Origin of the sequence: Ochrobactrum sp. Q0168 (assembly GCF_016427605.1) — a bacterium.
Taxonomy (GTDB): domain Bacteria; phylum Pseudomonadota; class Alphaproteobacteria; order Rhizobiales; family Rhizobiaceae; genus Brucella.
In genome coordinates this window covers 24,210-40,303 of sequence record NZ_JAELXQ010000011.1, presented here as the reverse complement: position 1 = coordinate 40,303, position 16,094 = coordinate 24,210, and the positions used below count along the sequence as shown (strand labels likewise).

The window sequence follows — 16,094 nt, the reverse complement described above, 5'->3', positions numbered from 1 at the left end:
GTGCGGTCTATGCTTCTGCTTTTTCTGGAACGAGGGACTGGGCGTTCTCCTCTCCCTGATAGGGACGAGGGCGATGAACCAGCGTGACCAGCACGACGGAGATGATCATCAGAAGATACCATGAGCCGAGCTTGCCGAGCGAAACCGGCACCCAGCCATTTTGCTGGTTGGGGTAGAGCCAGGCCTTCGACCACGTGCCGATATTTTCCGCAAACCAGATGAAGAGCGAGGTCAGCAGGAAGGCGACGAGCAGAGGCATTTTGTGCCGAAAGCGGAACACGCGATAATGCATGCTGGTGCGCCAGAACAAGGCGAATGTCAGGGCAAACAGCGGCCAGCGTATGTCCCAGATGAAGTGATGGGCGAAGAAATTGACATAGATTGCCGCCGCCAGCACCAGCGTTGTCCAGAGCGGCGGATAATGGTTCAGCCTTATATCGAAGATGCGGTTGATGCGCGCCATATAGGAGCCGACCGCCGCATACATGAAGCCTGAAAACAGCGGCACGCCGCCAATACGGAAGAAGTTTTCTTCCGGATACACCCATGAACCGGCATGGGTCTTGAACACTTCCATGGCCGTGCCGACGACATGGAAAATCAGGATGACCTTGGCTTCTTCCCATGCCTCCAGCTTGAAGACCAGCATCGCAAGCTGGATGGCGACAGCGGAAAGGAACAGGAAGTCATAGCGGGTTACGATATTGGCGATACCGCCGATGCCGCTTTCCGGCCAAAGCCAGCGGGTGAGGATGATGAGGCCCAGCATCGCGCCGCCGAACAGGCATGCCCATGCCTGTTTCAGCCCGAAGACCAAAAATTCAATCAGCCCATCGGTCAGGCGGTTCCGCGGCAGCCGGTCGAGAATGCGGTGGGCCGCCGCATCGATTGACTGTTCGAGGCCAGTAAAACGCCTATCTGCCTGCAATGATCTGTTCCAGAAACTGGGTCAGATTATCCGTCACATAGTCCACCTGATCGGTAAATTCCGGGTCGCTTTCCCAGATTTCCGAGAAGGTCGGCTCGAAATTGTTCGGCACCACCAGAACGGTTTTCATGCCGAGCGCCTTGGGCACGACGAGATTGCGCGCCAGATCCTCGAACATCACGGCCTTGCTGGCATCGACGCCGAAAGCGCCGAGAAAACGGTCATAGGTGCCGCGTTCCGGCTTTGGCAGCAGGCCAGCCGCTACGATGTCGAAAATGTCGTCGAAATTATCCAGAATGCCAAGCTGGCGCGCTGCGCGTTCGGCATGGCCGCGATCACCATTGGTGAAGATAAAGCGGCGGCCCGGCAGCGACTTGATCGCTTCGCCGAGCGCCGGATCGGGCTTCAGCCAGCTATAGTCGATATCGTGCACCTTTTGCAGAAAGTCGTCCGGGTCGATCTGGTGGCATTCCATCAGGCCTTTCAGCGTGGTGCCATAGTCGAGATAGAACTGCTTCTGGATGCGGCGTGCTTCCTCGCGCGGCAATTGAAGCAGATTTTCGACATAGCTCGTCATTCTCACGTCGATCTGCGAAAACAGATTGGCGGCGTGGGGATAAAGCGTGTTGTCGAGGTCGAACACCCAGTCGGTGACGTGCTCAAAAGCTGGGGTGAAGGTCGGTGCGTTGGAACTATTGGTCATGGGTCTTTATGGCACGATCAACGTGCCGGCGCCATGTTCGGTGAAGAGTTCCAGCAGGACGGAATGCGGCGTCTTGCCATTCAGGATGACAACGCCTTCCACGCCACGGCGGATGGCTTCGATGCAGGTTTCGACCTTCGGGATCATGCCGCCGGAAATCGTGCCGTCCTTGATGAGCGCCTGCGCGTCGGCAACCGAGAGTTCCTTGATCAGGTTCTTGTCCTTGTCCAGCACGCCTGGAACGTCGGTCAGGAACAAAAGACGCGTTGCGGCCAGCGCGCCTGCGATGGCGCCCGCAAAGGTGTCGGCGTTGATGTTGTAGGTGTGGCCATCGCGGCCCGGCGCCACCGGCGCAATGACCGGGATCATCTCGGAACGCGCCAGAAGATCGAGCAGGGTGCGGTCCACTTCCGCCGGTTCGCCGACGAAGCCGAGATCAAGCACCTTCTCGATATTGGAATCCGGGTCGATGACGGTCTTGTGCGCTTTCTGCGCGAAGACCATGTTGCCGTCCTTGCCGCACAGGCCGATAGCCCATTCGCCTTCGGCATTGATGAGGGCGACGATTTCCTTGTTGATGGAACCGGCCAGAACCATTTCCACCACTTCGACGGTCTTCTCGTCGGTAACGCGCAATCCCCCTTCAAAACGGGATTCGATGCCAAGCTTGGTCAGCATGGCCTGGATCTGCGGGCCGCCGCCATGCACGACGATCGGGTTGATGCCGGATTGCTTCAACAGCGCGATATCGCGGGCAAAAGCCTTGCCCAGCTCCGGATTGCCCATGGCGTGGCCGCCATATTTCACGACGACGTGCTTGTTCTCGTAGCGCTGCATATAGGGCAGGGCGGCGGAGAGGAGTTGTGCTTGCTTTTCGGAATTTTCAAGGGTCGTCATCGCGGGCTCCATGGCTGGCGACAGGGCAGAAGAGGCAGGCTTTTCTAGACTGGTTTTGATTCAAATGGAATCCGCGAAAGCGGTCTCGCCGCTTATTTTTCACGAATAGTTGGCTGGAAACGGCGTCGTATGTTTGCTCTATCCAGATGTGATTTTATAGTTTCGCTGTTCCATGAAGAAAGTTGTTTCAATGCGTCGGTTGATTTTCACCACTCTGATTTCGCTCGTTGCCTTTAACGCCGCCCAGAATGTTGCAATTGCGGCATCCTCCACCCAAACCGTGATCTTTGTCCGCCATGGCGAAAAGCCGGAAGCAGGGCTGGGGCAGCTGAGCTGTCGCGGCCTGAACCGCTCGCTGAAACTGCCAGCGGTCATCGCAAAACAGTTCGGCAAGCCGGCGGCGATTTTCGCGCCCAATCCGTCTGAGGAGAAGGACGACAAGGGCGAGACCTATGCCTATGTCCGTCCGCTTGCGACCGTCGAGCCGACCGCGATTGCGCTCGGCCTGCCGGTCGATACGCGCTTTGGCTTTGAAGATATCGACAAGCTGGAAGAAGCGCTGGACGCGCCTGCCTATCGCAATGCGACCGTTCTGGTCGGCTGGGAGCACAAGCAGATCGTCAAGCTGGTGCGCGACATCGTCAAGGAGAATGGCGGCGACAAGCATGACGTGCCCAAATGGTCGGGCGACGATTTCGACAGCATCTATGTGCTGCGCATTACCCGCGACGGGGACAAGACCGACGTGCAGTTCGATCGTGGCAATCAGGGACTGAACAACCTGCCGGAAACCTGTCCTCTCTGAGAGCCTGTTCCAAAAGTCGCCCTATGTGGCTGCAAATGGCAATTTGAGATTTGCTTTCGCATAATCTGAACCGAAAAGTCTGCAACTTTTCGGGGTTATGCGAGGATTCCGGTGCTCACGTATCTTGAGTACGCTCCGCTCCGGTACTCGAAAATCACCATTTTCGCACACACAGGCCGCTTTTTGAGCCAGGCTCTCAGGACAGGCCCGGCTGAAATCAGGATTCCTTGATCACCAGAGCGATAGCGGCGCGCAAATCATCGAGGCCGAGGCCCTTTTCCGACGAGGTGGCGATGATGCCGGGGAAGCAGGCTGCGCGGCGAAAGGTGAGCTTGTGCGTATCCGCCATCAGGCGCGGCACGCCCGCCGGTTTGATCTTGTCGATCTTGGTCAGCACGATCTGGTAGGACACGGCTGCCTTATCGAGAAGGTCGAGTACTTCGGCATCGTTCTTCTTAATGCCGTGGCGTGCGTCGATCAGCACATAGACGCGTTTCAGCGTGGTGCGTCCGCGCAGATAGTCGAACACAAGCCGCGTCCACGCATCGACATGGGCCTTCGGCGCTTCGGCAAAGCCATAACCCGGCATGTCCACGAGGGCCAGCGGCGGCAGGTCGCCGTTTTCTCCGGAATAGCCGTCCGGCACGAAATAATTCAGTTCCTGCGTGCGGCCCGGCGTATTGGACGTGCGCGCAAGGCCCTTCTTGTTGACCAAAGCATTGATGAGCGATGACTTGCCGACATTGGAGCGTCCGGCAAAGGCGATTTCCACCGGGCCTTCCGGTGGCAGGAACTGCATCGACGGCACGCCGCGGATGAATATCCACGACTTCTTGAACAGCGCACGGCCTTGCTCGACCAGTGCCGCCTGCGCCGCGCGGGTTGCATCTGCCGCCGCCTGAGCCGCATTGATTGCCGCCTGCTTCTTATCCTGCTCGCTCAATGTTTTTATCCTGGTCCGTGTATTCTGTTGAATACACGCATCAATGGTATGGGCCGCATTGTCAACATGACGGCATAAAAAACCCCAAAAGTGCCCCAATTCTGAAATTCGCCGGCGCTTGATATCAAACCCGATGCGAATTTCAGAATTAAAGGGGCACTCATAATTTTTGGGGTTCTAGTGTCGTTTTGATCGCGAAGTTCGCTGTCGAGCGAGATATCGGTCTTTGGCGAACTTCGCGATCACGATACTAGAGCGGGGTTCTTCAGTTCTATTTCTTCGCCTCATTGGGCTTTCGCTTGAACATGCCCTTGAGGTTATCGAAGAGCTCGATCTTGACGCCCTGACGCTTCATGATGATGCCCTGCTGGGTGATCGAGAGCAGGTTGTTCCATGCCCAGTAGATCACCAGACCAGCCGGGAACGAAGCCAGCATGAAGGTGAAGATGATCGGCATCCAGGTGAAGATCGCAGCCTGCGTTGGGTCCGGCGGGGTCGGGTTCATGCGCATCTGCAGGAACATGGTGATGCCCATCAGGAGCGGCCAGACGCCGATCATCAGGAAGTGCGGCACGGCGAAAGGCAGAAGGCCGAACAGGTTGAAGAGCGAGGTTGGATCGGGCGCTGCAAGATCCTGAATCCAGCCAAAGAACGGCGCGTGGCGCATTTCGATGGTGACGTAGAGAACCTTATAGAGCGCGAAGAACACCGGAATCTGCACCAGCACCGGCCAGCAGCCTGCGAGCGGATTGATCTTCTCTTCCTTGTACAGCTGCATCATGGCCTGCTGCTGCTTCATCTTGTCGTCCGCGTATTTTTCGCGGATTTCCGTCATCTTCGGCTGAACCAGCTTCATGCGCGCCATCGACTTGTACGACTTGTTGGCGAGCGGGAAGAACAGGCCCTTGAGCAGAACGGTGACGACCAGAATGGCGACGCCGAAATTGCCGGAGAACTTGTAGATCCAGTCGATGAGGTAGAACATCGGCTTGGTGATGAAATAGAACCAGCCCCAGTCGATCAAAAGTTCGAACTGCTTGATGCCGAGCTGCTTTTCATAAGCCTGAATCTGGGTGACGACCTTTGCACCGGCAAAGACGTGGTTCTTCAGGGTCTGCGACTGGCCAGCCTCAATGGTCATCGGCGCGCCGAGGAAATCGGTCTGGTAGCGCGGGCGATCATTGGTGAAGTGCGAGAAGCGGCCGGTGAACTTTTCGTCCTGCGGCGGTACGAGCGTTGCGGCCCAGTACTTGTCGGTGATGCCGAGCCAGCCGCCATTCACGTCCTTGAACGAGATGTCCTTGTCGTCTTCGACCTTGGAATATTTGATTTCCTGCAGGCCGTCCTGACCCATGACGCCGATCAGACCTTCATGCAGAACATAGGTTGCGCTGGCATGTTCCGGCTGGTTGAAGCGGGTAACGCGGCCATAGGAGGCCAGCGAAATCGGCGCACCGGTATTGTTGGTGATCGTGTCGTCAACGGAGAACATATAGGCGTCGTCAACCGAGATGACGCGCTTGAAGGTGATGTTCTTCTCGTTGGTATAGGTCAGCGTGACCGGCGTGGTCTGGGTCAGCTTGTTGTTGCCTTCCACGGACCAGACCGTGTTCGGTCCCGGAACCGGGCCGGTGGTGTCATTGCCGGTAAAGCCGAGTTCAACGAAATAGCCCTGCTTCAGCGCGGATGGCGCGAGCAGTTCGATATTCGGAGAATTGTCGTCGACCGTCTCGTGATAATTCTTGAGGAAGAGGTCATCAAGACGCGCGCCGGTCAGATTGATCGAACCGCGCAGCGAAGGCGTGTCGATCTGGACGCGCTCTGTTTGAGCGATTGCGGCTTCGCGGGTCAGCGCGCCGCCTGCGGCTGCCACATCGCCATGGCCGGGAATTGTGCCCGACGCGGGTGGCGCCTGTGGCGTATCGCCGGCACCATTGCCTGCCTGGCCACCCTGGGCTGCCTGCTGGGCCTGCCGCTGCTGCTCCTCAATGCGTGCCTGCTCCCGCTGGGCTTCCGTTTTCGGACCCAGATAAAACACTTGCCACAGCGTCAGTATGAGGATGGACAGGGCAATGGTGATGAAGAAATTGCGTTTATTTTCCATTGACGGGTCCTGATTCCGGTCTTTCCGTTCGGCGTTTCCCTTCGCCTTTCCGCTCAGCCTTCGCCTTGATGCGGCGGGTGAGTTCCTCGGTCAGTCGCGAAAAGGGCGCAGTGAGAGCTTGCTCGCGCGCTACGATCACATAGTCGGTCGAAGGCGCCATGTCACGTCCCGCGTGACAACGTACCGCTTCTCTCAACCTGCGACGGATGCGGTTTCGTATCACGGCGTTGCCGTTCTTCTTGGTGACGGTGAAGCCGGCGCGCGGCTTGTCGCCGATCTTCGCCGCTGCCGATTCCTCTTCAGTCCGTTCGCGAACTTCGAGAAGAAACAGCGGCCCGCGCCGCTTTTCACCGTTCCTTAAAGCCAAAAACTCCGCTCTCTTGCGAAGGCGGAGTATTTGTTTCGGCTTTTTCATGTTTCTAATCACCGCGCTAGTAAGAATCTCAACAGACCCACTTTGCGCGGGAAAAGATTAAGCGGAAAGCCGCTTACGGCCGCGCGAACGGCGAGCGGCGAGAACCTTGCGGCCGCCGGTGGTAGCCATGCGTGCACGGAAACCGTGACGACGCTTGCGGACGATCTTGGATGGCTGATAAGTGCGCTTCATTTTTTTAATACCGCGGTGTGCGGCCCTTCTTAATTCTGTTTTTCAGTGGAACATGATCTGGCCCGAAACCGGTTTCCCTTATGCGGGATCATGCTCTATTGAACAGGAGCTGGTTCTTTTCCCGTGCGGCGGACAGCACAAACCATCCGTAAACCCGCGCGGGCGAACGTGACGCGGCTTATAGGGGGAGGGGCCTCAAGAGTCAATCCGCAGATGCGATCAAAGCTGCGCTTCGATGGCTGCTTTGTCGATGATCGACCAGACGCTTTTGATAAGGCCATTTTCGAAGGTGTAAAAGACATTTTCCGCGAACTGGATTTTGCGGCCATTGACCGGCAAGCCGAGAAAGACGCCGGCGGGCGTGCAATCGAAAGCCAGGCGCGCGGCGACAGTCTGCGCTTCGCTGACGAGCAGGTCTATCTTGAAATGGAGATCGGGGATCGCCTTGAAATCCTGCTCCAGCATGGCGCGATAGCCAGCCAGTCCGAACGATCTGCCATTATGCGAGACCGTCTCATGGACGAAGCGCCCGAGATTGTCCCAGTCCTGTCCGTTCAGGCAGGCAATATACTCCCGGTAGATGTCGGCAAGCGGCTTCTCCATATTCGTTCCTCCTGTTTCGAAATTAAGCGATCACGCATGGCAATGCCATTGCCAAACGGCACTTGGGCTTCCATAAGGGAGCGCACATTTTTTCCAATGCGGAGCACTTTCCGCAGCAGCATTCAGAGGAGTTCACCATGAGCATCCGTCGCATCGGAGTCGGTCCGCGCATGAGCCAGGCCGTGGTTCACGGCAATACTGTTTACCTCGCCGGTCAGGTAGGCCTGCCGGGCGCCAGCGTGACCGAGCAGACCAAGGCCGTTCTGGCTGAAGTGGATCGCCTGCTCAAGGAAGCCGGTTCGGACAAGACCAAGATCCTTCAGGCCATCATCTGGCTGGCCGACATGAAGGATTTCGCCGAAATGAACGCGGTCTGGGACGCATGGGTCCATCCGGAGCACACGCCAGCCCGCGCTACGGGTGAAGCAGCGCTTGCAACGCCCGACTACAAGGTCGAGATCATCATCACCGCTGCGATCTGATCCCAGCGCGAATGATATCAGAAAGCCCCGCTGCGAAGCGGGGTTTTTTTATTCGCGGATGCGTTGCGAAAAGCCGTCGCGTCCGCCTGCCTGTGCTTTTGCATCGATGGATGCGCGCTGGCGTACTTCTTCCAGCGAGCCGCCATTCTCGATCCAGTGATTGTCGTAAAGGTAGCCGGGCAGATAGCCCGACAGCAGAATGCGGTAGTCGAACGGGAATGTCGGATCGAGCAGGCGCGCCATGTCGAAGATCATGGTCGTGCAGTTGGTGGTAAGAGTGTTGTAGAACTCCGCATGGGCGGCCAACTGGTTGCCGCGCTCGACATAGGACAGGAACAATTGTCTCGCCGGTCCGGGCGGCAGTTTGACCTGATAGCGATAGACGTCTTCCTTGCGGATATTGGTGCGCAGATAGATGATGTCCCGTTCCTCGGCGGCGATCATCGCCAGCTCGAATTCGCGGAAAAAGCCGCCAATGGAAGAGAAAACTTCATGATGCTCGCGGCGTATTTCGCCGGAGAAAACCACATGACGCCCGTCCGCGAAGCCGAATGAAAGCAGCGTGTGGGCGATGGCCGGGCTCGACCAGTAGGAGAGGTAGATATCGACCGAGGTGATCTTGCCGAGATCGTAGGTTTCGTCTTTCCAGTTCTCGGTAAAGTCTTCAGTGGTGCGCCATTCGAAATCGCGGACATTGGTGAGCGTGACGAGATCGCCATCCACCTTGCCGGTAACGATGCGCGCGACATCGGGTGCCCAGATGCGGTCGAGTGAAGGGCGGATAGTCGTCCACCAGCCGAGAATGAGGAGGGCGAGGAGGCAGAAGAACAGCCGTTTGCGCCAGCAGAAGAAGCGGCGTTCCCCGGCTATAGTCCAAAGTGTGATGAGCAGCCACAGCGCGATGACTGCCTGGCGAACAACAGTGCCGAACGGCAACTGGTACCACATCGCAAAACTTGCCCAGATCGCAAAGATAAGAGCGAATAGGATGAAGATAAACTTGCCTGCAATGCGAACGGGCGTCGATTTTAAAATAGACGTCATGTGCCTCAGTGCTCGCCGGTTGCGGTAATCAATGCGGAATTGGCGGCGATACTGACATGATTTGCGGCACTATGTCAGTGCCTATCCAGAAAATGGATAAATTTATCTCGATAGACTGGAAGCTGTAAAAAGTAGCTCTTCTATGAGCTGTTACTTCTTAAAGGCCACTGCATCCCCGCGCGGGCGCGGCGCGGTGGTCTTGCGGCTGCGCCTGTAGGGGCGCACGACGCGCCAAAGGAGCAGCGTTGCGACGATGGCGGCGTAGATGACGGGCTCTGCGGGCCAGCTTTTTACCGACATGATGAAATGGATCGCACCGCCTGCAATGGCCACATAGACGAGCTTGTGCAGGCTGGTCCAGCGGCGTTCGAGCCGACGGATCGACCAGTTGTTGGAGGTGAGCGCCAGCGGCACCAGCAGCGCGAGGCTGATCATGCCGATGGTGATGAAAGGGCGGCGGAGAATATCGGCGAGGATAACCTGCAAATTCAGCGCCTGATCCAGCACCATATAGGTCGCGAAGTGCATGAGCGCATAATAGAAGGCGAGAAGACCGAGCGCCCGGCGATAGCGCAAAAGGCTGATGCCGGTCAGGTCACGGATTGGTGTTACGAGCAGTGTCAGGATCAAAAAGCGCAGCGCCCAGAGACCGAGCATATGTTCGAATGTCTTGACCGGATCTGCGCCAAGGCCGCCGGTCGCGCCCAGATAGAAGGTCCAGACCGCGGGAACGAACCCGACCGCATAGAGCAGCAAGACCTTCCAGCCATCGGATTTGCGACCGGACGGCTTTTTCACGCGCGCGTCGGTTGCTGCCCTCATGTCAGTAATTCGCTTTCAGATCCATGCCGGCATAAAGCGACGCGACTTCGTCGGCATAGCCGTTGAAGGGCAGGGTCGGGCGGCGGCTGGAGGCGAAGAAACTGTCCTCGCCGATGCGCCGTTCCGTCGCCTGGCTCCAGCGGGGATGATCGACTGCCGGGTTCACATTGGCATAGAAGCCATATTCATTGGCGGCCTGCCGCTGCCAGGAGGTGGGCGGCTGCTTCTCGACAAAGGAGATACGGGTAATGGCCTTGATGCCCTTGAAACCATATTTCCATGGCACGACAAGGCGGATCGGCGCGCCATTGGCGTTGGGTAGCGTCTCGCCGTAAAGGCCGACCGCCAGAATGGTCAGCGGATGGCGGGCTTCATCGAGCCGCAGCCCTTCGACATAGGGCCAGTCCAGCACCTGAAACAGCCCTTTCTGGCCGGGCATTTCCTCCGGGCGCACGACACCGGTAAAGGCGATATATTTGGCGGAGCCGAGCGGCTCCACCTGCGACAGCAGGCTTGCCAGCGGAAAGCCGATCCACGGGATCACCATCGACCATGCCTCGACGCAGCGCATACGATAGATGCGCTCTTCCAGCGGCATTGTGGCGATCAGATCGCGTATGTCGAATTCTTTCGGCTGCTTTACCAGCCCATCGACGGTCAGCTTCCAGGGCAGCGGCTTGTAATCGGCGGAATTGGCGGATGGGTCGCTCTTGTCGGTGCCGAATTCGTAGAAATTATTATAGGTCGTGACGTCTTCCTTCGGCGTCAGCTTCTCGTCAACCTTATAGGCCGAGGCTGCGGCCTTAAGCGGGTCCGCAAAGGCCGACGACGCAAAGCCTGCGGTAGCAAGCGCGCCGAGACCTGCCATAAACTGGCGGCGATGCAGATAGATGTTTTTCGGTGTCACCGCATCATGCGTGAGACGGGCATGTGATAGGCGACCGGGTTTGAAGCTCTTCATGTCCGTTAATCCATACTGCTGGAATATTACCCTATTTTGCCGCTGAACGCGTCAGAAACATGGTGCTTTCTCCACTTGTTGGTGGCTCACGCATTGTTGATCCTTTACGCGATTTGTAACAGAATTGTAACAGGTCGTAATTTTTCGTGCATTTCGCCACATTCCTGCTAAATCTCTGCTGTTAAGAGAGTTCCGTTCGCCGCGAAGGCAGCGCTTTATCGCCTTTGTTGAGGGGCCGCTTTCAAACCTTCGTTAACGTCTCGTTGGCTATGTTGAGATCATGGTAAAGAAGATGTTTATTGCCGCCTTTGCGGCTGCGCTTATGGTGTCGACCGGCTCGGCTTTTGCTGAGGGGCAGCCTGTGGCTGCTTCCGCGAAGGGGCAGGGTAAGGCCTTGAGCGGCATTGCCGCTTCGATGAAAGAAGAAGAAGGCGCGCCCAAGCTCGGTGAAGGCGTCACCATGCGCGAGAAGAAGATGGATACGGAAATCACGCCGGAACAGAATTTTTCCCGCAGCAAGCAGTTCATTCACCGCTTCTATACGCCGGAAAAGGCGTCCAACGAGCTGGTTATCCTGCTGCACGGGTCGGGCGGCAATGAAACGAGCCTTGTCCCGCTCGCATCCAAGATCTGGCCGCGCGCCACGCTGCTGGGCATTCGCGGCCGTGTCATGCAGGATGGCGGCACGCGCTGGTACAAGCGCATCACGCCGGTCAAGTTCGACCAGAAGGATATCAAGCTCGAAGCCAATGCTTTCGTGACGTTCCTGACGCGGCTTGCCGATGACAAGGACCTCGACCTCACCCACGCGACTTTCGTCGGCTATTCGAACGGCGCCAATCTTCTGGCGGCAACCATGATGCTGCATCCCGATCTGGTGAAGCGCGCGGTGCTGATGCGCTCGATGCCGGTGCTGGACAATGCGCCGGTCGCCAATCTGAGCAAGACGCGCGTGCTGACGATCACCGGCGAGGAAGACAAGCTCTATTCGCCGTTTGCGCCTGCGCTGTCCGCGCTTCTGCGCTCCAGCGGCGCGCGCGTCGATGCGCGCACGATCGATGCCGATCACATGCTCGGCGACAAGGATGCCGCCGCGATCAGCCAGTGGGTCGCATCGCTCGGACCGGACGGCGCACCTGCGGTGTCGATGAAGAGACCGTGAGGTTAGGGGAGTAGGGGAATAAGGGAATAGGGGAGTATGTTTTACAACCTATTCCGCTACTGCCTTACTCCCTTATTCCCCTAATCCCTTAAAGAAACGATGCCGCAATCCCCCGCTTCCGAACCGAAGGCGAGGCGGTGGCCCTGATCGTCCCAGCCCATGCTGGAGATCGCGCCTTTGCCGGGGCGGCGCAGCAGAACTTCCTTCTGATCGGCAAAACGAACCAGCATGATCATGCCGTCATTATAGCCGATGGCGACAATATCCTCGACCGGATGACAGGCAACCGCCGTCACCATGCTGTCGCCGCGCAGGCCAAGCTCCAGCGGCGCCTTGCCCATCGGGCCGTCCTTGCCCGCAAAAGGCCAGACGATGGCCGCAGGCGCACCGGATGTCGCCAGCCACTTGGCCTTCACGCTCCACGACCAGTCCTTCACCTTTGCCGGATAGCCGGTCATGCGCATGTGTTTGGTGTCTTCGAGACGCCAGCCATGCAGGGCATTTTCCTGCATCGAGGTGATGAGAAAGCGGCCATCGGGCGAGAAAATCACGCCGATATGCGCGCCCTTCCATTCCAGTTCGACCGGCTTGGCTGCCGTGCCGGTCCAGATCAGCGTCGCGCCGTTGTAGCGGGCAATCGCAAGCCGCTGGCCCTTAGGCGCAAAGGCAATGCCTTCGACGCTGCGTTCCTGCGTGTATTCCTGTACCTTGCCGTCAGAGCCGCGCACCCAGGCCGAACGGCCCGAGGCAAAGCCGACCGTGCCGCCGGGACCGGCTGCAACAGCCGTCATCCATTTGCGCGGGACCTTGGCGAGCTCGGTCACCGCGCCGCTGGCATCGGTGCGGCAGACGCGACCGTCTTCGCCGCCGGTGATGAGCGATTTGCCGTCGACGGAAACCGCAGCGCTCAACAGCCCGTCATGGGCCGTTGAACTCTGGCTGCCGTTATCGAGCCGATGGATCGTCCCATCGGCCATAGCAAAGAAGGGAACGCCGCCGATGAAGCGCGCAAGGAGACAATGACCTTCAAGGTCAAACGGGGCAACTGTAGGCATCAGTGTCCAGTATTTCTTATTTGACTTGGCAGTTTTCGAAGCCGGCTTTCAGCGCAGCCGGGTCGAGTTCGCGTCCGATGAAGACAAGGCGGCTTTCCCGCTTTTCTTCCGGCTTCCAGGCGCGCTGGTGATCGCCTTCGATAATCATGTGAACACCCTGAACCACATAGCGGTCCGGATCGTCCTTGAAAGCGATGATGCCCTTGAGGCGCAGAATATTCGGCCCCTGGGTCTGGGTAATGTTTTGAATCCACGGGAAGAATTTCGCCGGATCGATGTCACCGGCCCGCAGCGAAACGGATTTGACGGTAACATCGTGGATCGGCGAGGCGTGGTCATGATGGTGATGATCGTGGTCACAGTCCGGGCCGCAGACATGATCGTGGTCATGGTGATGGTGATCATGGTCGTGATCATGCGCATGGTGATCGTGTCCGTGGTGGTCATGATGATGGTGGTCGTGTCCATGATCATGGTCGCAATCCGGTCCGCAGACATGATCCGGGTGATCGTGATCGAGGAAGGTCGGGTCGTTTTCCAAAACGCGCTTCAGGTCGAAGGCGCCCCGGTCGAGAACGCGGTCCAGCGGGATCGAGGCGCGCTCGGTGCGGTGAATGATGGCATGGGGGTTGATGGCGCGAACGGTGGCTTCGATGGCGGCCAGTTCCTGCGGCGTCACCAGATCGGTCTTGTTGATCAGCACCACATCGGCAAAGGCAATCTGGTCTTCGGCTTCGCGGCTGTCCTTGAGGCGCAGCGGCAGATGCTTGGCATCGACCAGCGCGACCACGGCGTCGAGGCCGGTCTTGGCGCGCACGTCGTCATCCATGAAGAAGGTCTGCGCGACGGGAACCGGATCGGCAAGGCCGGTGGTTTCCACGATAATGGCGTCGAAACGGCCCGGACGGCGCATCAGGCCTTCCACCACGCGGATCAGGTCGCCACGCACGGTGCAGCAGATGCAGCCATTGTTCATTTCGTAGATTTCTTCATCCGACTCGACGATCAGGTCGTTGTCGATGCCGATCTCGCCGAATTCATTGACGATGACGGCATAACGCTTGCCGTGGTTCTCGGTCAGAATGCGGTTGAGAAGGGTGGTCTTTCCCGAGCCCAGATAGCCGGTCAAAACGGTAACGGGAATGCGGCCAGCTTCAGTGGTCGCCTCTGCTGTGGTTTGGGCTTCAGCCTGGCTCATGGTCTTGCCTCTTGAAGTTAAAGCATAATCCCGAAAAGCTATTCGATCTTTCGGACAAGACTATGCCCATAAACATAGGAGCTAACCTCGCACCGGTCCGTGCAGCTCGACAGTGCGGAGGTTTAGAATTCGACCCTTCATATAAGGGAAGGGCCGCATGAATGCCATATGCAATGCTATATTATTACGTTGGCGGGCTTCACGATTTCGGCAGCATCCCTTTTGATGATAGGCGGACGGTTTCCGCGGAGTTAGACGCTTGAAACAGTGTTCAAATTCAATCTGCTAAAGCGCTTTACGATAGAAAATAACTCTCTCCGTTTCGTCGAATCCGATAGCAGCGTGAAAGCGCTGGCTTTCGGTATTGTCCAGTGCAACGTCGGAGGCAAATTCCTTGCAGCTTCGTGTGCGCCCCCAATTGGCGATTGCCTCGCAAAGCAATCGCGCCACGCCGTGCTGGCGATAGTCGGGGGATACATAGATGCCCTCCAGATAAAGAACCGGCGAGGTTGAGCAACCATTGACATAGTCGTGCCGGATTGCGGCTTCCGCAAAGCCAACGATCTCGCCCGACGGGCTTTCAGCAAGGTAGGTCACGGCTTCCAGATTGTTCTCGTCGAGCCAATCGTGAATGTCCTTCAGATGGCTTTCGAGGCTCGTGTCCGGCCATAGCGCGTGGCGCAATTGCGCCCAAGTCTTCGCATGTTCAGCTTCTGCGATAATCGTATGCATCAGGCGCTACCCAAAATTCCGGTCAGGTGATCTGGCCGGCCAGTTGTTGCGATGTAAGAGCCTGTTCCAAAAGTCGCCCTGTGTGGCTGCAAATGGCAATTTTCTTCATTCCGGTGCTCACGTACCTTGAGTACGCTCCGCTCCGGTACTCGAAAATCACCATTTTCGCACACACATGCCACTTTTTGATTCAGGCTCTAAAGCGGGAAAGGTCAAAGCGATCCACATCGCGCAGCAGGTCGATGAAGCCTGTCACCGCGTTGGCGATCAGCTTTTCGCCTGCTTCCGCCGTTGCGGCGGCGGCATTGCCTGCAACGCCTTCCGGGTTGAGATCGTGCATCTTCCAGCCGAAGGCATGCGGGCCATAGGCCCGCAGGAACTTGAATTCCTCGGCGTAGCGTGACTGCGCATTGCCGAAATTGCGTGCTTTCGACATATCCACCAGATCGGGCCGCAGCGCCAGCATTACCGAGGTTTCGATAAAGCCGCCATGGATGTCGAGCGCCTTTTCCTCCGGCGTGATCAGGCCTTCCGGCAGGCCGAAGCGGGTCCAGCTGGTCGCGACCGCAAGCATGCCGAGCCGAACGCGCAATTCGGTGGCAACGATGGTCATCAAAGGGGAGTTGCCGCCATGGGCGTTGAGCATGACCAGCTTGCGGATGCCGCCCGCATGCAGGTTTTCGCCGATGCCGATCCACTGGTTGACCGCTTCCGAAAAGGCGAGGCTCTGGGTGCCCTCGGTATCCATATGCTCGATGGAATAGCCGACCGGCTGCACCGGCAGGAAATTGACGTTCAGATCAGCCGGTATCGCCTCGCCAACCCGCGCGACGATGCCTTCCGCGATGATCGTGTCCGTTTCGAACGGCAGGTGAGGGCCATGCTGTTCGTGAGCGCCAAGGGGCAGGACGACAATCATATCGCTGTTCTGATCGCGCAGTTCCGTCATGTTTTCCTCACTCTTTTATCAATCTGGCCGAACCTAACGTCGGTTCGCCGCAGGGGCAACCCGACCGGTAAAAAGTCTGCTTTTAATTTAGCCGAACGT

The 16,094-nt window shown here is 57.8% G+C and carries 18 protein-coding genes; 3 read left to right on the top strand and 15 right to left on the bottom strand.

Going from position 1 to position 16,094, the window contains the following annotated elements:
- Nucleotides 1–7 precede the first annotated feature (7 nt).
- From JAU75_RS17255 to argB, 3 genes are read right to left on the bottom strand one after another with little or no spacing between them, the layout of a single operon-like run.
- Complete coding sequence (locus tag JAU75_RS17255; protein ID WP_199057712.1) at nt 8–928, bottom strand: DUF817 domain-containing protein; 921 nt, start codon at nt 926–928, stop codon at nt 8–10.
- On the bottom strand, nt 915–1,631 hold the full coding sequence (locus JAU75_RS17250; RefSeq protein WP_199057711.1) for a pyrimidine 5'-nucleotidase: 717 nt from the start codon (nt 1,629–1,631) through the stop codon (nt 915–917). The genes JAU75_RS17255 and JAU75_RS17250 overlap by 14 nt, the downstream gene beginning before the upstream one ends.
- Before the next feature lie 6 nt (nt 1,632–1,637).
- A complete protein-coding gene (gene argB, locus JAU75_RS17245; protein WP_199057710.1) occupies nt 1,638–2,528 on the bottom strand; it encodes an acetylglutamate kinase in 891 nt (296 codons plus the stop codon).
- A 190-nt stretch (nt 2,529–2,718) separates the two neighbouring features.
- Here argB and JAU75_RS17240 point away from each other — a divergent pair, with 190 nt between their 5' ends.
- The gene (locus tag JAU75_RS17240; RefSeq protein ID WP_199057709.1) at nt 2,719–3,333 is read left to right on the top strand and encodes a hypothetical protein; all 615 of its coding nucleotides are present in this window, start codon (nt 2,719–2,721) and stop codon (nt 3,331–3,333) included.
- A gap of 217 nt (nt 3,334–3,550) precedes the next feature.
- Here the strand turns inward: JAU75_RS17240 and yihA are convergent, their stop codons facing one another.
- The 5 genes from yihA to JAU75_RS17215 all read right to left on the bottom strand — a co-directional run bounded on the left by yihA (nt 3,551) and on the right by JAU75_RS17215 (nt 7,590).
- Complete coding sequence (gene yihA / locus JAU75_RS17235; protein ID WP_247880528.1) at nt 3,551–4,195, bottom strand: ribosome biogenesis GTP-binding protein YihA/YsxC; 645 nt, start codon at nt 4,193–4,195, stop codon at nt 3,551–3,553.
- Nucleotides 4,196–4,547: 352 nt separating this feature from the next.
- Nucleotides 4,548–6,380, bottom strand: a complete 1,833-nt coding sequence (yidC, locus tag JAU75_RS17230; RefSeq protein ID WP_199057708.1) for a membrane protein insertase YidC — start codon at nt 6,378–6,380, stop codon at nt 4,548–4,550.
- On the bottom strand, nt 6,370–6,795 hold the full coding sequence (rnpA, locus tag JAU75_RS17225; RefSeq protein WP_199057707.1) for a ribonuclease P protein component: 426 nt from the start codon (nt 6,793–6,795) through the stop codon (nt 6,370–6,372). The genes yidC and rnpA overlap by 11 nt, the downstream gene beginning before the upstream one ends.
- Nucleotides 6,796–6,852: 57 nt before the next feature.
- Nucleotides 6,853–6,987 carry a 50S ribosomal protein L34 gene (gene rpmH, locus JAU75_RS17220; protein WP_006467565.1) on the bottom strand — a complete coding sequence of 45 codons (135 nt, stop codon included), beginning with the start codon at nt 6,985–6,987 and terminating at the stop codon, nt 6,853–6,855.
- A gap of 219 nt (nt 6,988–7,206) precedes the next feature.
- Nucleotides 7,207–7,590 (bottom strand): ester cyclase, encoded by a 384-nt coding sequence (locus JAU75_RS17215; RefSeq protein WP_199057706.1) that lies wholly within the window; start codon nt 7,588–7,590, stop codon nt 7,207–7,209.
- 137 nt (nt 7,591–7,727) lie between these two features.
- On the opposite strand from JAU75_RS17215, the gene JAU75_RS17210 reads away from it, so the two are divergent.
- The gene (locus JAU75_RS17210) at nt 7,728–8,072 is read left to right on the top strand and encodes a RidA family protein (RefSeq protein WP_199057705.1); all 345 of its coding nucleotides are present in this window, start codon (nt 7,728–7,730) and stop codon (nt 8,070–8,072) included.
- A 48-nt stretch (nt 8,073–8,120) separates the two neighbouring features.
- Here the strand turns inward: JAU75_RS17210 and JAU75_RS17205 are convergent, their stop codons facing one another.
- From JAU75_RS17205 to msrP, 3 genes are all read right to left on the bottom strand, one after another.
- On the bottom strand, nt 8,121–9,116 hold the full coding sequence (locus JAU75_RS17205; RefSeq protein WP_199057704.1) for a DUF4105 domain-containing protein: 996 nt from the start codon (nt 9,114–9,116) through the stop codon (nt 8,121–8,123).
- A 150-nt stretch (nt 9,117–9,266) separates the two neighbouring features.
- A complete protein-coding gene (gene msrQ / locus JAU75_RS17200) occupies nt 9,267–9,938 on the bottom strand; it encodes a protein-methionine-sulfoxide reductase heme-binding subunit MsrQ (protein WP_199057703.1) in 672 nt (223 codons plus the stop codon).
- Nucleotide 9,939: 1 nt separating this feature from the next.
- Complete coding sequence (msrP, locus tag JAU75_RS17195) at nt 9,940–10,899, bottom strand: protein-methionine-sulfoxide reductase catalytic subunit MsrP (protein WP_199057702.1); 960 nt, start codon at nt 10,897–10,899, stop codon at nt 9,940–9,942.
- 280 nt (nt 10,900–11,179) lie between these two features.
- Here msrP and JAU75_RS17190 point away from each other — a divergent pair, with 280 nt between their 5' ends.
- Complete coding sequence (locus tag JAU75_RS17190) at nt 11,180–12,061, top strand: alpha/beta hydrolase (protein ID WP_371836198.1); 882 nt, start codon at nt 11,180–11,182, stop codon at nt 12,059–12,061.
- Nucleotides 12,062–12,141: 80 nt separating this feature from the next.
- Here the strand turns inward: JAU75_RS17190 and JAU75_RS17185 are convergent, their stop codons facing one another.
- The 4 genes from JAU75_RS17185 to JAU75_RS17170 form a co-directional block, all read right to left on the bottom strand.
- Nucleotides 12,142–13,116: a WD40 repeat domain-containing protein gene (locus tag JAU75_RS17185; RefSeq protein ID WP_199057701.1), complete on the bottom strand. Its 975-nt coding sequence runs from the start codon at nt 13,114–13,116 to the stop codon at nt 12,142–12,144.
- 16 nt (nt 13,117–13,132) lie between these two features.
- Complete coding sequence (locus tag JAU75_RS17180) at nt 13,133–14,314, bottom strand: GTP-binding protein (RefSeq protein ID WP_199057700.1); 1,182 nt, start codon at nt 14,312–14,314, stop codon at nt 13,133–13,135.
- Nucleotides 14,315–14,599: 285 nt separating this feature from the next.
- Entirely contained in the window at nt 14,600–15,046 is a 447-nt protein-coding gene (aac(6'), locus tag JAU75_RS17175; RefSeq protein WP_199057699.1) for an aminoglycoside 6'-N-acetyltransferase, read from the bottom strand.
- A gap of 190 nt (nt 15,047–15,236) precedes the next feature.
- Nucleotides 15,237–15,995, bottom strand: a complete 759-nt coding sequence (locus JAU75_RS17170; RefSeq protein WP_199057698.1) for a creatininase family protein — start codon at nt 15,993–15,995, stop codon at nt 15,237–15,239.
- Between the last annotated feature and the right edge of the window lie 99 nt (nt 15,996–16,094).

What these genes read in the sequence shown, in the direction of transcription:
- JAU75_RS17250 (WP_199057711.1), bottom strand. Translation starts at nt 1,631, where the DNA reads ATGACCAATAGTTCCAACGCACCGACCTTCACCCCAGCTTTTGAGCAC.
- argB (WP_199057710.1), bottom strand. Translation starts at nt 2,528, where the DNA reads ATGACGACCCTTGAAAATTCCGAAAAGCAAGCACAACTCCTCTCCGCC.
- JAU75_RS17240 (WP_199057709.1), top strand. Translation starts at nt 2,719, where the DNA reads ATGCGTCGGTTGATTTTCACCACTCTGATTTCGCTCGTTGCCTTTAAC.
- yidC (WP_199057708.1), bottom strand. Translation starts at nt 6,380, where the DNA reads ATGGAAAATAAACGCAATTTCTTCATCACCATTGCCCTGTCCATCCTC.
- rnpA (WP_199057707.1), bottom strand. Translation starts at nt 6,795, where the DNA reads ATGAAAAAGCCGAAACAAATACTCCGCCTTCGCAAGAGAGCGGAGTTT.
- rpmH (WP_006467565.1), bottom strand. Translation starts at nt 6,987, where the DNA reads ATGAAGCGCACTTATCAGCCATCCAAGATCGTCCGCAAGCGTCGTCAC.
- JAU75_RS17215 (WP_199057706.1), bottom strand. Translation starts at nt 7,590, where the DNA reads ATGGAGAAGCCGCTTGCCGACATCTACCGGGAGTATATTGCCTGCCTG.
- JAU75_RS17210 (WP_199057705.1), top strand. Translation starts at nt 7,728, where the DNA reads ATGAGCATCCGTCGCATCGGAGTCGGTCCGCGCATGAGCCAGGCCGTG.
- JAU75_RS17205 (WP_199057704.1), bottom strand. Translation starts at nt 9,116, where the DNA reads ATGACGTCTATTTTAAAATCGACGCCCGTTCGCATTGCAGGCAAGTTT.
- msrQ (WP_199057703.1), bottom strand. Translation starts at nt 9,938, where the DNA reads ATGAGGGCAGCAACCGACGCGCGCGTGAAAAAGCCGTCCGGTCGCAAA.
- msrP (WP_199057702.1), bottom strand. Translation starts at nt 10,899, where the DNA reads ATGAAGAGCTTCAAACCCGGTCGCCTATCACATGCCCGTCTCACGCAT.
- JAU75_RS17190 (WP_371836198.1), top strand. Translation starts at nt 11,180, where the DNA reads ATGGTAAAGAAGATGTTTATTGCCGCCTTTGCGGCTGCGCTTATGGTG.
- JAU75_RS17185 (WP_199057701.1), bottom strand. Translation starts at nt 13,116, where the DNA reads ATGCCTACAGTTGCCCCGTTTGACCTTGAAGGTCATTGTCTCCTTGCG.
- JAU75_RS17180 (WP_199057700.1), bottom strand. Translation starts at nt 14,314, where the DNA reads ATGAGCCAGGCTGAAGCCCAAACCACAGCAGAGGCGACCACTGAAGCT.
- JAU75_RS17170 (WP_199057698.1), bottom strand. Translation starts at nt 15,995, where the DNA reads ATGACGGAACTGCGCGATCAGAACAGCGATATGATTGTCGTCCTGCCC.